At 63.0% G+C, this 12,295-nt stretch carries 18 protein-coding genes and 1 pseudogene; 6 read left to right on the top strand and 13 right to left on the bottom strand.

What is annotated here, in order from left to right; genetic code table 11:
- The first annotated feature begins 40 nt into the window (after positions 1 to 40).
- From ACR3FF_RS09420 to ACR3FF_RS09410, 3 genes are read left to right on the top strand one after another with little or no spacing between them, the layout of a single operon-like run.
- Positions 41 to 601, top strand: coding sequence for a TATA-box-binding protein (locus ACR3FF_RS09420; RefSeq protein ID WP_458187755.1), 561 nt, complete (start codon positions 41 to 43; stop codon positions 599 to 601).
- Between the two features lie 37 nt (positions 602 to 638).
- On the top strand, positions 639 to 1,001 hold the full coding sequence (locus ACR3FF_RS09415; RefSeq protein WP_458187754.1) for a DUF7473 family protein: 363 nt from the start codon (positions 639 to 641) through the stop codon (positions 999 to 1,001).
- Positions 1,002 to 1,047: 46 nt separating this feature from the next.
- Positions 1,048 to 1,425 (top strand): hypothetical protein, encoded by a 378-nt coding sequence (locus tag ACR3FF_RS09410; protein WP_458187753.1) that lies wholly within the window; start codon positions 1,048 to 1,050, stop codon positions 1,423 to 1,425.
- Positions 1,426 to 1,452: 27 nt separating this feature from the next.
- On the opposite strand, the gene ACR3FF_RS09405 is transcribed toward ACR3FF_RS09410, so the two are convergent.
- The 11 genes and pseudogenes from ACR3FF_RS09405 to thpR form a co-directional block, all read right to left on the bottom strand.
- Complete coding sequence (locus ACR3FF_RS09405) at positions 1,453 to 1,935, bottom strand: dihydrofolate reductase (protein ID WP_458187752.1); 483 nt, start codon at positions 1,933 to 1,935, stop codon at positions 1,453 to 1,455.
- On the bottom strand, positions 1,932 to 2,924 hold the full coding sequence (gene thyA, locus ACR3FF_RS09400) for a thymidylate synthase (protein ID WP_458187751.1): 993 nt from the start codon (positions 2,922 to 2,924) through the stop codon (positions 1,932 to 1,934). The genes ACR3FF_RS09405 and thyA overlap by 4 nt, the downstream gene beginning before the upstream one ends.
- Positions 2,925 to 2,947: 23 nt before the next feature.
- On the bottom strand, positions 2,948 to 3,925 hold the full coding sequence (locus ACR3FF_RS09395) for a methyltransferase domain-containing protein (RefSeq protein ID WP_458187750.1): 978 nt from the start codon (positions 3,923 to 3,925) through the stop codon (positions 2,948 to 2,950).
- Between the two features lie 374 nt (positions 3,926 to 4,299).
- On the bottom strand, positions 4,300 to 5,397 hold the full coding sequence (gene ftsY, locus ACR3FF_RS09390; protein ID WP_458187749.1) for a signal recognition particle-docking protein FtsY: 1,098 nt from the start codon (positions 5,395 to 5,397) through the stop codon (positions 4,300 to 4,302).
- Between the two features lie 6 nt (positions 5,398 to 5,403).
- Positions 5,404 to 5,862, bottom strand: coding sequence for a prefoldin subunit alpha (gene pfdA / locus ACR3FF_RS09385; protein WP_458187790.1), 459 nt, complete (start codon positions 5,860 to 5,862; stop codon positions 5,404 to 5,406).
- A gap of 232 nt (positions 5,863 to 6,094) precedes the next feature.
- On the bottom strand, positions 6,095 to 6,271 hold the full coding sequence (locus tag ACR3FF_RS09380; protein WP_458187748.1) for a hypothetical protein: 177 nt from the start codon (positions 6,269 to 6,271) through the stop codon (positions 6,095 to 6,097).
- A gap of 114 nt (positions 6,272 to 6,385) precedes the next feature.
- Positions 6,386 to 6,442 (bottom strand): annotated as a pseudogene (locus ACR3FF_RS09375) (hypothetical protein); the annotation flags it as partial.
- 127 nt (positions 6,443 to 6,569) lie between these two features.
- Positions 6,570 to 7,235 (bottom strand): translation initiation factor IF-6, encoded by a 666-nt coding sequence (locus ACR3FF_RS09370; RefSeq protein WP_458187747.1) that lies wholly within the window; start codon positions 7,233 to 7,235, stop codon positions 6,570 to 6,572.
- Between the two features lie 4 nt (positions 7,236 to 7,239).
- Positions 7,240 to 7,518 carry a 50S ribosomal protein L31e gene (locus ACR3FF_RS09365; RefSeq protein WP_458187746.1) on the bottom strand — a complete coding sequence of 93 codons (279 nt, stop codon included), beginning with the start codon at positions 7,516 to 7,518 and terminating at the stop codon, positions 7,240 to 7,242.
- Positions 7,518 to 7,670: a 50S ribosomal protein L39e gene (locus ACR3FF_RS09360; protein ID WP_458187745.1), complete on the bottom strand. Its 153-nt coding sequence runs from the start codon at positions 7,668 to 7,670 to the stop codon at positions 7,518 to 7,520. Before ACR3FF_RS09360 ends, ACR3FF_RS09365 begins: the two co-directional genes overlap by 1 nt.
- A 53-nt stretch (positions 7,671 to 7,723) precedes the next feature.
- The gene (gene thpR / locus ACR3FF_RS09355) at positions 7,724 to 8,278 is read right to left on the bottom strand and encodes an RNA 2',3'-cyclic phosphodiesterase (RefSeq protein WP_458187744.1); all 555 of its coding nucleotides are present in this window, start codon (positions 8,276 to 8,278) and stop codon (positions 7,724 to 7,726) included.
- Positions 8,279 to 8,460: 182 nt separating this feature from the next.
- On the opposite strand from thpR, the gene ACR3FF_RS09350 reads away from it, so the two are divergent.
- The 3 genes from ACR3FF_RS09350 (at position 8,461) to ACR3FF_RS09340 (ending at position 11,250) form a co-directional block, all read left to right on the top strand.
- Positions 8,461 to 9,840 carry a signal recognition particle protein Srp54 gene (locus tag ACR3FF_RS09350; protein WP_458187743.1) on the top strand — a complete coding sequence of 460 codons (1,380 nt, stop codon included), beginning with the start codon at positions 8,461 to 8,463 and terminating at the stop codon, positions 9,838 to 9,840.
- A gap of 273 nt (positions 9,841 to 10,113) precedes the next feature.
- Complete coding sequence (locus ACR3FF_RS09345; RefSeq protein ID WP_458187742.1) at positions 10,114 to 10,692, top strand: magnesium transporter; 579 nt, start codon at positions 10,114 to 10,116, stop codon at positions 10,690 to 10,692.
- Complete coding sequence (locus tag ACR3FF_RS09340; protein WP_458187741.1) at positions 10,693 to 11,250, top strand: magnesium transporter; 558 nt, start codon at positions 10,693 to 10,695, stop codon at positions 11,248 to 11,250.
- Here the strand turns inward: ACR3FF_RS09340 and ACR3FF_RS09335 are convergent, their stop codons facing one another.
- A complete protein-coding gene (locus ACR3FF_RS09335; RefSeq protein WP_458187740.1) occupies positions 11,251 to 11,667 on the bottom strand; it encodes an RNA-binding domain-containing protein in 417 nt (138 codons plus the stop codon).
- On the bottom strand, positions 11,664 to 12,245 hold the full coding sequence (locus tag ACR3FF_RS09330; RefSeq protein WP_458187739.1) for an AAA family ATPase: 582 nt from the start codon (positions 12,243 to 12,245) through the stop codon (positions 11,664 to 11,666). Before ACR3FF_RS09330 ends, ACR3FF_RS09335 begins: the two co-directional genes overlap by 4 nt.
- Positions 12,246 to 12,295: the final 50 nt, after the last annotated feature.

Raw genomic sequence — 12,295 nt, 5'->3', positions numbered from 1 at the left:
CAACCTTTATAAACCTTAAATACGACATTTAAGTCGCGCTATGACCGACCCCAAGGAAACCATCAACATTGAAAACGTGGTCGCTTCGACGGGAATTGGGCAGGAACTCGACCTTCAGAGTGTCGCTATGGACCTGGAAGGTGCGGATTACGACCCGGAGCAGTTCCCCGGACTCGTCTACCGCACTCAGAACCCCAAATCGGCCGCACTCATCTTCCGCTCCGGAAAAATCGTCTGCACTGGCGCGAAGAGTACTGCCGACGTCCACGAGAGTCTCGAAATCGTCTTCGACAAACTACGTGACCTGAACATCGAGGTCAACGAAAATCCCGAAATCGTCGTCCAGAACATCGTCACCAGTGCGGACCTCGGCCGCAACCTCAATCTCAACGCTATCGCTATCGGCCTCGGTCTGGAGAACATCGAGTACGAACCCGAGCAGTTCCCCGGCCTCGTCTACCGTCTCGACGAACCCGAAGTCGTCGCCTTGCTGTTTGGCTCCGGCAAACTCGTCATCACCGGTGGGAAGAAACCCGAAGACGCAGAGCAGGCAGTCGACAAGATCGTCTCACGTCTCGAAGAACTCGGTCTGCTGGAATAATCGGCACACCCAAGACTCTCGCTTTCGACCAACGAGTATGGCACTGCTGGGTGACCTGACGCCTATCGTTGGAACGTATCTCCTCCTCGCGGCCTTTCTCACGCTGACCGGTCACGTCGCCGCGCGCAATGTCCTCGGGAGCGTGCCGTTCACGCGCGCGCTGGCGGTCGGCCTCCCACTCGCGGCGCTCCCGTTTCTCCTCCAGCGGTACTTCCCGCCCGCCGTCCTCCTCCTCGCGCTTGCACTCGACCTGACTATCTTTCACATCGTCTACCGGTTGAAGTGGCGCACTGCGGGCTTCGTCACCTTCATCCACGTCGTCGTGAGCTTCCTGGCGAGTATCGTCGTCGGCGGCATCGTCTATCTCGTCTCACTCGGGCCGCCCGCAGCGCCGGGCTGAGCACCCGAAAAATACGGATTTGCCATTTGATGGTCAGGTCGAACCAATGTCCCTCTCCGACCGATTCGAACAGGTAGGCATCGTCGTCGGAAGCGCCCTGCTCTTCACGCTTCCGATGAGCGCGCTCTCTCCCTTCCTCGTCGACGACCCGTCACTCTGGCAGACTGCCCTCCTCTGGTACTCGCCGGGCACCCTCGTCGGTCTGCTCGTCGCCACGGACCGACTTCCCATCAGTTACGGTCAGGTGTTCACCTTCACCATCACGGCGTGGCTCACCGCGGCCGTGCTCTGGATGGTGTTCGAAGTACCGAGTGTGACCGCGAAACGGCCGATGGCACTCGGGTCCTTTGTCGTCGCGTTGCTCGTCGGCACGGTGCTGGCGTGGGCGAACCCTCGCGTCGAGTGGGTGTGGGACAGAACGTAGACACAGCAGACCACGAAGACCGACGAACTACCGGCGTTCGTACCGGACGAAATCGAACTCGCCGTACTCGTCGCGTTCGACTTCTCGCCACTCCTCCGCGTTCCACTCCGGAAAGTGCGTGTCGCCCTTGTACTCTTCGTGAATTTCGGTCAGCATCATCTCGTCGGCGTGGGGAAGGAACTGCTCGTAGACCGTCGCGCCGCCGACGACGAAGGCGACATCGTCCAGTTCCGCGACGGCGTCGAGCGCTTCCTTGACGCCGTGAACCAGCACCACCTCGTCCGGTAGGTCCGGATTCGACCGACTGAGCACGACGTTCGTCCGCCCCGGCAAGGGGCCGTCGATTCTGGCCGCGATGCTCTCGTACGTCGTCCGACCCATGACGACCGGATGCCCCATCGTCGTCTCCTTGAAGTGACGCAGGTCATCGGGGTAGTGCCACGGCATGCCGCCGTCGCGTCCGATGACGCCGTTCTCCGCGACGGCGGCGACGAAGACGAGACGCGTCACTCGGCCACCCGGAATCGGATGCCGGGGTGGGCGTCGTACTCCCGGAGCGCGATGTCTTCGTAGGTCAACTCGTCCAGCGAGTCCGCGCCGATTTCGATTTCGGGTCTCGATTTCGGCTCGCGCGCGAGCTGGGTCAGGAGTCCCGGCACGTGGTCGAAGTCGTCTTCGTTCTCGGCGGGTGCCTCGGATTCGAGCCACTCGCGCACTTCCTCGAACTCCGCTTTCGAGCCCACGGCGGCAAGTCGCGCCTGCAGGTCGCCGAGGTTGTCACGATACCACTCTCCACGTTCACCCTCGCCGCAGTAGATGTGTGCGTCCACGATGGTGTGGGCGAACTTCCCAACCTCGAAGTTGGTCTGGCGCGCGAGGACGGTCGCCAGCAGGGCGTACGCCGCGATGTTGAATGGGATGCCGAGCGCCACGTCGCCCGACCGCTGCGTGAGATGGAGGTTCAGCGTCTCGCCCTGGACGTTCACGACGAACGTGTAGTGGCAGGGCGGAAGCGTCGAGACGGCGGCGTTGGCGGGATGCCACGCGGAGACGACGAATCGCCGCGAGTTCGGATTCTCGCGCAGGCCGTCGACGACGTACTGTATCTGGTCGAAGGTCCCCTCGTCGTTCAGCCACCGGTGGCCGTCTTCGGGCCACGACTCGCCCGGCAGTCCCTCCTCGGGAACCGGGAACCGCCGCCAGAAGCGACCGTAAGCGGTGTCGAGGTTGCCGTCTTCGTCGGCCCACTCGTCCCAGATACCCGTCTTCTCGCGCAGGTTGCGGACGTGTTCCTCGCCGGAGAGATACCAGAGGAGTTCGTGCAGCATCGAATCCCAGCGAAAGCCGTCCATCTGTTTCGTCGTCAGGAGTGGAAAGCCCTCCTGCAGGTCGATTTCGTAGTGCTGACTGAACGTCGAAATCGTATCCACACCGGTTCGATTGGGCTTGTACTCCCCATCTCGGAGTACGTTCTCCACCAGCCTGAGATACTGCTCCATAGACGAGCGTTCTCACTCGATTCCTATTGTTCTTGCCGGTCTAGTACGACGATATGTCTGACAAGTGACTGATGGACGCGGCGCTCGAACTCGCATTCGACGGTCCACCCCGCGTCCCGGGCCTCTGCCGTCCACGGGCGGTCGCCGACGACCACCGCGCGAGACGCGACGCGGTGTGCTTCCGCGAGCGCACCCGAGACGAGGTCCGGAAGTTCGAGGTTGGCAATCTTCGACTGCCTGCCGTACGGCGCGTCGAACACCACCCCGTCGATGGAATCGTCGGGAAACGGGAGATGTGTCGCGTCGCCGCGAACCGTCGCAAAATCGTCATCGGGAGCGTAGTGTGCGAGGTTCTTCGCCGCCCCGCGAGCCATCTTCGCCTGTGCGTCGACGCCGAGCGGGCGCGCCCCCACGAGGGCGGCCTCGATGAGCACGCCGCCCGTCCCGCACATCGGGTCGAGGATGGTCGCGCCAGGTCGCGCGCCCGCCATGTTCGCCAGCGCGCGGGCGAGCAGCGGGTGCATGCTCCCCGGCTGGAAGAACGGTCGATCGGTCGGCATGCGGGTGCCGAAGTCTCGCTTGCTCTCGCGTTCGAGCCACCCGAGGATGCATCTGTCCGCCGAGAAGATCGCCCGCAGTTCGTGGTCCGGGTCGTCCAAATCGACCGAAAAGCCCCGCTCTACGAGCACCTGCCCGAGTTCGCGCTCTGCCTCCTGCGTGCTGATATTGGTCGTCTCGCGCACGTTCCGCGCGCGCACGGCGACCGTTCCCGCACGGTCGACGTTCGCAGCAGCGAGCAGCGTGCTGGCACTGTCGACGTCGGCGTCGGTATCTCCCACCATCTCGCTCGCCCGGTGGGTGTACGCGAGGTTCTCGATTCGTTCCGTGATGGTCGTCGCTCGCGCGAGTCCGGGCGCGACGAGTTCGACGCCGGTCGCCGCACTCGCCGTCTCACAGGCTGCGAATTCGTCGTCTTGGCCGCCGAGTTCGAGTACGTACACGGGTATTGTGCTGGACGGTCGGTTCGCTGTCGTTCGACAGAAATCGGCCGGCGGTCTTGGGGGTTGCGAATCACTCGTGCGATGATGAGTCTCTTCCTGGTGCCAATACCGCACCCGCACGAGGACGGGCGGCCCGAACCGCAGGGGCCGCCCGTCCGCGGCGTCCCCGTCCCTCCCCGGTCGTTCGGACAGTTCGCGCGCCCGGCGCGAACTGCCCTCGTCGCGCGACCTGAACGCGGGGTGTCGGCTGTGCGATTCGACCGTGGTCGCGTCGTTTTGCGAATCGAGGTTTCGGTGTCACACCTCTGGTTCGGGAGCGGCCGCGTCACTCTCTGGTCCCGGTCGCTGTGTCGCGTGGAAAAAGGTGTCGTCGGTTACTCCTCGTCGCCCAGCAGGCGTTCCACGAGGGTTTCGGGGTCGAACCGTTCTAAGTCGTCGTACTCCTGGCCAACACCGAGGAAGAGGATGGGCTTGCCCGTGACGTGGGCGATGGAGATAGCGGCCCCTCCTTTCGAGTCGGCGTCCGCCTTGGTCAGAATCGACCCATCGACTTCGACGGCCTCGTCGAACTCCTTGGCACGCTGGACGGCGTCCTGTCCGGCCACGGCCTCGTCAACAAAGAGGGTCATGTCCGGGTCGACGACGCGACCGATTTTCGCCAACTGGTCCATCAGCCCCTCGCTGGTGTGGAGTCGCCCCGCCGTGTCTCCCAGCACCACGTCGATGTCGTGGGCGTCGGCGTACTCCACGGCGTCGTAGATGACCGCCGCCGGGTCGCCGCCCTGCTCGTGGCTGATGAGCTTCTTGTCCAGCGAATCGGCGTGAACCTGTATCTGCTCGTTCGCCCCGGCACGGTAGGTGTCTCCGTTCGCCAGCACCGAGGAGTAGCCCCGCTCTTCGAGGTAGCGCGCCATCTTGGCGATGCTCGTCGTCTTGCCGACGCCGTTGACGCCGGTGAAGATGATGACGAGCGGTTTGTCGGCCTCGGCGATTCGCTGGTCGAAGTCGAACTGACCGACGCTGATGACCGACAGCAGGGCGTCGGCGAGGGCTTCCTCGACCACGTCACCCGTCTCGGCGCTGAACTTCCGCGTCGCGCCCACGAGGTCGTTTCGAATGCCTTCGAGCATCTCCTGTGCGACGGTCATCTCGACGTCGCTTTCGAGGAGCGCCATCTCGAGCTCCCAGAGCGGGTCTTCTACGTCCTGTTCTTCGATGACGATTTCACCGCGAGCGAACGACTTCGCTTTCTGCGCGAAGCTGCCGCGTCCGTCGTTCGTCCCGGCTTCCGTCTCCGACGCCTCGCTCTCGGCTTCTTCCGCGGTGGATTCGGCCTCGACTTCCGCTTCGTCGTGCTCGACCTCGCTATCTTCGATTTCCTCCGACTCTGCGGCTTCTTCTGCCTTCTCTTCGGTCGTCTCTTCGACGTCCTTCCGGAAGCCGCTGAGCTTATCCTTCAGACTGTCGAACATCGCCGGTTACTCGTCCTCGTCTTCCTGTTGCCCCTGCATCTGCTGCATCTGCTGTTGCATCTGCTGTTGTTGCATCTGGCGTGCCTGCTCTTCGAGCTGGTCGCTCTCGTCTTCGACCTCGCTGATTTCGTCCTGAATGCCCTCGATTCGCTCGTCGACGACGGACTTTCGGTTTTTCAGCGACTCGATTGCTCCATCCTGGTCTTGCTCTGCGGCGTAGCCACCGCCGAGTTTCACGATGACCTCGTCGATGTTCTCCACGCTGGCGCGGAGGTACGCGCCGCCACCCAGCGGGACCTGTACGACGGAGTCGGTTTCGAGCGTCTCGATAGCCTCGATGGCTTCGTCCATCTCGGTTTTCTCGTCGCGCAGTTCCTCGATTTCGCCCTCCAACTCCTCTTTCTCGGCTTCCAACTGCTGGAGTTGCTGGGAAAGCTGCTGGAGTTCCTGGTTGCCGCCACCCATCATCGTCCGTCGACCTCCGCTCCGCGAGTAATCGCTTTCATGTGCACACCTGCGGGAGCGAGCGGGAAGAATCTTCCTAACTCGGTTGCTCGTCGGCCGCGGATCGTTGCCGACGAACAGAAGTCCTCGACGCTCGGCTCCGGTGTGACTATCCCACCTCGTAACCCACGGTTCCGGACCGACGACAGAAGCCCTCCCAGCGTCGAGACCGGTCGAGTATCACCGCGCTCGATTACCGCTGGTCTTTCAGTAGCTCTGGTGGTTCGTCGTCTCCGAGTCGGACAGACCGGAGGGACATCGAGTGTGCGACGCCCGAAACCAGGAGTGCGACGGCGACGAACGACCCCCAGACAACGTCCGGAAGGAGGCTGAACGGAAACGCTTCCAGCCAGACGGCCAGCATGAGCACGATACTGACGCCACCCAACCCGAGATAGAACTGCGCCCACGGGAGTTCTCGTCCGGAAACGACTTCCAGGTAGATGTCGAGTCTGCTGGCCCTGTGGGTGAGTTCGACGTGACCACGTGATGCGTCGTACTCGACGAATCCCGACTGATGGAGTTTTGGAAGATGTGTCTGCTGAAGCGAGGTGCAACTGTTGCAACACCCCCTCTCGTGTCACGGTTCGGCCGCAGAGAGCCCGTCTAGTTTACGTTCTGCCAAAAGATGTGACGAAAAATGCGAACGAGTCGACCACGCGGAACGCTCAGTCGATGTAGCCGAGTGCGTCTTCGATACGTCCGAGTTCGGGTCCGGTCGTCTCCTGTCCGACCACGTAGCCGTGGGCGTTAGCGAGGAGTCCGGACCCGACGAGTGGACCGCCGTAGTTGATCGTTCCGATGTCGGCCGGAACCCCGAGGACGTCTTCGAGGTGGTCGAGTTCGTCGTCGGTCGCTTTCGGATGACAGAGGACGCCGGTGTTCGTCGTGACCGCGGCCGTCCCGACCGTCCGAACGCCGGCGATTTCACCGCGTTCGACCGGAACGTCGAGTCCGTCAGAAACCGCCTGCACTGCCTCGCGTGAGAGGTCGGGATGGACGTACGCCCCGGTATCGTTCGCCAGCACGACGTTTCCGGCGGCGTTGATTCGTCCCGGCAGTTCGGTTATGGAGAGGTCGACGACTTCCTCGATCTGTTCGCGCTCGTGGTCGGTCACACGATTGCTCACGAGTAGGCCGTTCTCGTTTCCCGTGACCAACGCACCGACGGTGGAGGACCCACCGAGCGTCGTTTCGACGAGTTCGGCGTCCAACTCGTCTTCAAGCGATTCGACCAGTTCGTCGTCTAAATCGGGCCGAATCAGAAGATACTCGTCAGTGACGCGAGCGAAGACACCGACGTACGACGACCCGTTGAACGCGGTACGAAGCAACGCTCTACTCTTCGTACTCCGCCTCGACGACAGATTCGCCCTCTTCCTCGAAGCGGGCCGCGTGAACGCGGAGCTTTCGCGGCGGGTTCTTGCGACCGCGCGACCAGATGGCCTCGTTTATCGAGGGGTCGAGGCGCACGTCGTCCTCGTCGACCTTGAAGTGCTGAGCGAGGTGTCCGCGCACCAGTTTCATCGCCTTTCCGGCGCGTTTGTGTTTCGGTTCTGCCTTCACGTCTCGGAGCGGAACCGTCACGACCCGCTCCTCGAAATCACTCGTGCTCATTATTCGTCCGTGTCACTGCGTCGCCAGCTTCGGCGTTTGGGGTTTCGCATCACGTCGCGGTCGGTCTTCATCATGACCCACGCGGGGACGCGGCTGTTCTGTCGCTCCAACTTTGCGAGCCGCTTTTTTTTGGCCTTCGACTTCTTGCCCATAGTGGTTGCCACTTTTCCGGCGTCGTTTAAAATCTTGTTCCTTTCAACCGGGGTCACAGCGGGAACGCCGCGACGGTCGAGTACGCCGGACCGTCCGCCGTCAACTCGCTTTTCGTCAGTCGAATCTCCTCGACCTGCATTCGGCCCACCGTGGGGTCCCGTTCCCGGACGGTCTCCTGGACGAGTTCCTTCCCGCCCGCGTGTTGCATCCTTGCGATGGTGACGTGCGGGACGAAGTCGTTGTCCTCGGGGGCGAACCCGAGTTCATACGTCTGCGATTCGACCGCGTCGTGGAGCAAGGTCATCTCCTCGCTTCCCTCTTCGACGCCGAGCCACACGACGCTGATGTAGTCCAGACTGGGGAAGACGCCCAGTCCCCCCACTGTCGCCCGAAAGGGGCCGAAATCGACGTCCTCGACGGCCGATTCGAGCGCCCGTTCGACCGCGGGTAGGCGGTCGGCATCTACGTCGCCGAGAAACTGCAGCGTCACGTGAGCCTGCGTCGGGTCGGTGAAGTTCAGCCCCGATGCGTCGCGAAAGCGGTCCTGGACGCCTTTGACCCCCTCCGCGAGGTCGCCCGGCAGGTCGATGCTCACGAACAGTCGCATATTCCGGATATTCGTCTCGCGAGGGTTTGAAGCTTGTCGCACGTGGACCTCGAGTTCCACACTACGAAATCAGCCCAACGAAACGCCGCATCGAGGGAAGCGACGACATGAACTCTTGGCGCTGTGGCTGAACCGACTAGAAAAAGGCTTTAAACCGCCAGAAAGCCAAACACTTCCTAACGATGGTGCTCGACAATCTCGGCAGTTCTCTTCGCGGTTCCCTCGACAAGTTGAGCGGGAAATCCCGCGTCACCGAGGAGGACATCGAGGAGATCGTAAAAGAGATCCAGCGCTCGCTGTTGCAGGCTGACGTGGACGTGAGCCTCGTGATGGAGCTTTCTGACTCCATCAAACAGCGAGCACTCGACGAAGAACCGCCAGGCGGAACGACGGCCCGCGACCACGTTCTCAGTATCGTCTACGAAGAACTCGTCTCGCTGGTCGGCGAGAGTACGGAAATCCCGCTCGAAAACCAGACGATTCTCCTCGCCGGTCTCCAGGGGTCGGGGAAGACGACCACCGCCGCCAAGATGGCGTGGTGGTTCTCGAAGAAGGGCCTTCGCCCCGCCGTCGTCCAGACCGACACCTTCCGTCCGGGTGCCTACGACCAGGCCAAAGAGATGTGTGCCCGCGCCGAGGTGGAGTTCTATGGCGACCCGGACAACGACGACCCGGTCGACATCGCCCGGAAGGGACTAGAAGAGACCGAAGACGCGGACGTCCACATTGTGGACACCGCCGGTCGGCACGCGCTCGAAGACGACCTCATCGACGAAATCGAAGAGATAGAGTCGGTCGTCGACCCCGACCGCAACCTGCTCGTGCTTGACGCGGCCATCGGACAGGGCGCGAAAGACCAGGCCCAGCAGTTCGACGAATCCATCGGCATCGACGGCGTCGTCATCACGAAACTCGACGGGACCGCGAAGGGTGGCGGCGCGCTCACCGCGGTCAACGAGACGGACTCGTCCATCGCCTTCCTCGGCTCCGGTGAGACGGTCCAGGACGTAGAGCGATTCGAGCCTAACGGTTTCATTTCCCGCTTGCTCGGGATGGGCGACCTGAAACAGCTCACCGAACGCGTCGAGCGGGCGATGACCGAAACCCAGGAAGAGGAAGAAGACTGGGACCCCGAGAACATGCTGAAGGGGAAGTTCACGCTCAAGGACATGCGCCACCAGATGAACGCGATGAACAAGATGGGGCCGCTCGACCAGGTGATGGACATGATTCCCGGCTTCGGTGGCGGCATCATGGACGAACTTCCGGACGACGCGATGGACGTGACCAAAGACCGGATGCGTTCGTTCGAGGTCATCATGGACTCGATGACCGAAGACGAACTCGAAAACCCACGTTCCATCGGTGCGAGCCAGATTCAGCGCATCTCGCGCGGGAGCGGACAGGACGAAGAACGCGTCCGTGAACTACTCCAGCAGCACAAGATGATGTCCCAGACGCTCAAACAGTTCCAGGGGATGGGACAGGGCGGTGACATGGAGCGCATGATGAAGAAGATGCAGGGCGGCGGCGGTGGCGGCGGCTTGGGCCCGTTCGGGTAGCGTACCGCCCCGATCGTTTTCGTCGTCTCACGCCCGAGAGTACCGGATTTTTGGCTACCGGCGGCGACTCGGTTCGATGGACCACGCGAGACGACTTAGCAGAACTCGTACTACCGACACGCCGAGACCGCCCGTTCGATTCTTCCGTCCTCCTCCCGTTCGATACCGACGACGGTCACCTGCCCGACTGGTGAGTCGTATTCGTGAACGCGGGACGCCACTCCCGCCGCAACACACCGGTTTTTTGTCCCGTGCGCGTGACCCCACCGATAGATGACCGTCTGGGAAGTCGCCGCCGAGGCGTATCGCGAGGCCCTCCCGGCGCTGGCCGCGAGCATGGTCGGCGGGCTATTCGCGGGCGTGGTTCTCGGCGGGATGCGCGCCGAACTCCGTGAAGTACAGGGGTTGCTCGTCCTCGTCCCCGCCCTGCTCGCGACCCGTGGGAACGTCTACGGGTCGCTCGGCGCGCGCCTCGCCTCCGGTCTCCACCAGGGGTTAGTCGAACCGTCGTTCGTCCCCGACGACGAGCGTGTGTGGGCCGCGATAGCGGCCTCGCTAGCGAATGGCATCCTCGCCAGCCTCTTCGCGTCGGTGGTAGCCTTTTCCGTGCTTCGTCTGCTCGCCGACCCGGTCGCACCGCTTCCGACGCTGGTCGCTATCGCCCTCATCGCTGGTCTGCTCTCGGGCGTGGCGTTGACCGTGGCCGTCGTCGTCGTCGTGTTCGCGGGCTACCGGCGCGGCCAGAATCCCGATACGCTCGTCGGGCCGCTGGTGACGACGACCGGCGACGTGTTCGGCATCTCGTTTCTCCTGCTCGCCGTCAGAATCGTCCTCGCACTCGGAGGGGGGTAGATGCCGACGCGCTGGACGGTCCGCGCCATCATGCGGGCGATGCTCCCGGTCTTGCTCGTGCTCACCGTGGTCGAAATCGGGAGCGGTCTCGTCCTCGGGTCATTCGAGAGCACGTTGCTTCGCTACCCGACGCTCCTCGCACTCGTGCCGGTCACCATCGGCACGGCGGGGAACCTCGGGAGCATCCTCGCCGCCAGACTCTCCACCGCGTTCCACCTCGGGACGCTCTCGTTCGACAGGGGGGACGACGTGCTCTCGGGCAACGCCGTGGCGACCGTGGCACTCGCGGTCACGGTGTTCCCCGCGGTCGGCGTCGGTGCGTGGGTGCTCACGTGGCTGGTCGGCACGACCGAACTCGGCCTGTCGACCGTCGTCCTCGTTTCGCTTTCGAGCGGTATCGCGCTGGCGTTCATCGCCGTGTTCGTTACGCTCGTCGCGACGTACGCCGCCTACCGGTTCGAACTCGACCCGGACGACGTCGTCATCCCTGTCGTGACGAACGCCTGTGACGTGCTGGGGGTCATCGTGTTGTTCGTCGTCGTCAGAATCGTGGTGTAATCAGTCGCTGTCATCGGTAATCGGCTTTCCGTCTTCGGTCGGCGGCGCGAGGTAGTCGATGAACTCCTCCACCGTGGGGTCGCTTACCCGGATGCGGACGTGGATGTCGCCGAGTTCGTCGGGATTTCCGACAGCGAAGTTGACGACGCCCTGGAAGGCGGCTTGCTTTTTCAGCGCGAACGTGAGGGTGTCTCCTTCTCGCCCGGAGAAGAACTCGCCGCGTGCCGTATCGAGGATGGCTTGCCGGTGGAGCAGTTCCGAGAAGTGTTCGACGCTGTGGGCTTCGGCGAGCAGTTCGCCGTGACTCGATTCTATCTCTGCGCCCGGAAAGATGCTCTCGATAGCATCGGCGACTCTGGCTTCGATTTCGGTGTCGTTCACGGGTGTCGTGACCTGGATGTCGATGCTGTAAATCATGGTTGTTCGGCAGTTCGTCCGTTCTCTAGCCCCGAAAGGCCGTCTTCGAGGAGCGCGCGAATCTGTTCCCGGAACGCTTCGAGCGACTCCGTGTTGTCGATGACGGCGTCCGCTCGCGCCATCGCGCGGTCGAGTCCGAAGCCGAGTTCGCGCTCGTCGCGCTGTCGGAGGCTCTCTTCGTTCTCGTCGGAGTGGTCGCGTCCCCGTGCGCCGAGACGTTCGGCGCGAACCTCGAACGGTGCCTCGATGCTCACCAGGACGAAGTCGGTGCCGAAGGCGTCCTCGAATCGTTCGACTTCCACGCCGGAGCGAATCCCGTCCACGAGCACGGTGTCTGCTTCCGTGAGTGCGGCTTCGATTTGCGGTAGTGACTCCTGTGCGATGGCGTCGGGGCCGTTTTCCTCCCGAAGCGCCTTCGCGATTTCGCCGTGGTGTTCCGCCGGGTCGAGACCCCGCGCGCGACACGCATCGCGGATGACGTCGCCCATTGTGACGACCGGGACGCCCATCTCCGCTGCGACCGTGGCGGCTTCGCCCTTGCCGCTTCCCGGTAGCCCGACGGTTCCGATTACTCGCATCGTTCTGTTTTTCTCGTGAACCGTGCTTAAGGGCTGTGCTCTCGGTGAGA

The organism is Haladaptatus ordinarius, assembly GCF_054177595.1.
Note: the sequence above shows the minus strand (reverse complement) of the source record. Positions and strands in the feature narration are given on the sequence as shown.

Bases quoted from the DNA above. Each gene is read 5' to 3' on its own strand.
- ACR3FF_RS09420 (WP_458187755.1), top strand. From the start codon at position 41: ATGACCGACCCCAAGGAAACCATCAACATTGAAAACGTGGTCGCTTCG.
- ACR3FF_RS09415 (WP_458187754.1), top strand. From the start codon at position 639: ATGGCACTGCTGGGTGACCTGACGCCTATCGTTGGAACGTATCTCCTC.
- ACR3FF_RS09410 (WP_458187753.1), top strand. From the start codon at position 1,048: ATGTCCCTCTCCGACCGATTCGAACAGGTAGGCATCGTCGTCGGAAGC.
- thyA (WP_458187751.1), bottom strand. From the start codon at position 2,924: ATGGAGCAGTATCTCAGGCTGGTGGAGAACGTACTCCGAGATGGGGAG.
- ftsY (WP_458187749.1), bottom strand. From the start codon at position 5,397: ATGTTCGACAGTCTGAAGGATAAGCTCAGCGGCTTCCGGAAGGACGTC.
- pfdA (WP_458187790.1), bottom strand. From the start codon at position 5,862: ATGGGTGGCGGCAACCAGGAACTCCAGCAGCTTTCCCAGCAACTCCAG.
- ACR3FF_RS09365 (WP_458187746.1), bottom strand. From the start codon at position 7,518: ATGAGCACGAGTGATTTCGAGGAGCGGGTCGTGACGGTTCCGCTCCGA.
- ACR3FF_RS09360 (WP_458187745.1), bottom strand. From the start codon at position 7,670: ATGGGCAAGAAGTCGAAGGCCAAAAAAAAGCGGCTCGCAAAGTTGGAG.
- thpR (WP_458187744.1), bottom strand. From the start codon at position 8,278: ATGCGACTGTTCGTGAGCATCGACCTGCCGGGCGACCTCGCGGAGGGG.
- ACR3FF_RS09350 (WP_458187743.1), top strand. From the start codon at position 8,461: ATGGTGCTCGACAATCTCGGCAGTTCTCTTCGCGGTTCCCTCGACAAG.
- ACR3FF_RS09345 (WP_458187742.1), top strand. From the start codon at position 10,114: ATGACCGTCTGGGAAGTCGCCGCCGAGGCGTATCGCGAGGCCCTCCCG.
- ACR3FF_RS09340 (WP_458187741.1), top strand. From the start codon at position 10,693: ATGCCGACGCGCTGGACGGTCCGCGCCATCATGCGGGCGATGCTCCCG.
- ACR3FF_RS09335 (WP_458187740.1), bottom strand. From the start codon at position 11,667: ATGATTTACAGCATCGACATCCAGGTCACGACACCCGTGAACGACACC.
- ACR3FF_RS09330 (WP_458187739.1), bottom strand. From the start codon at position 12,245: ATGCGAGTAATCGGAACCGTCGGGCTACCGGGAAGCGGCAAGGGCGAA.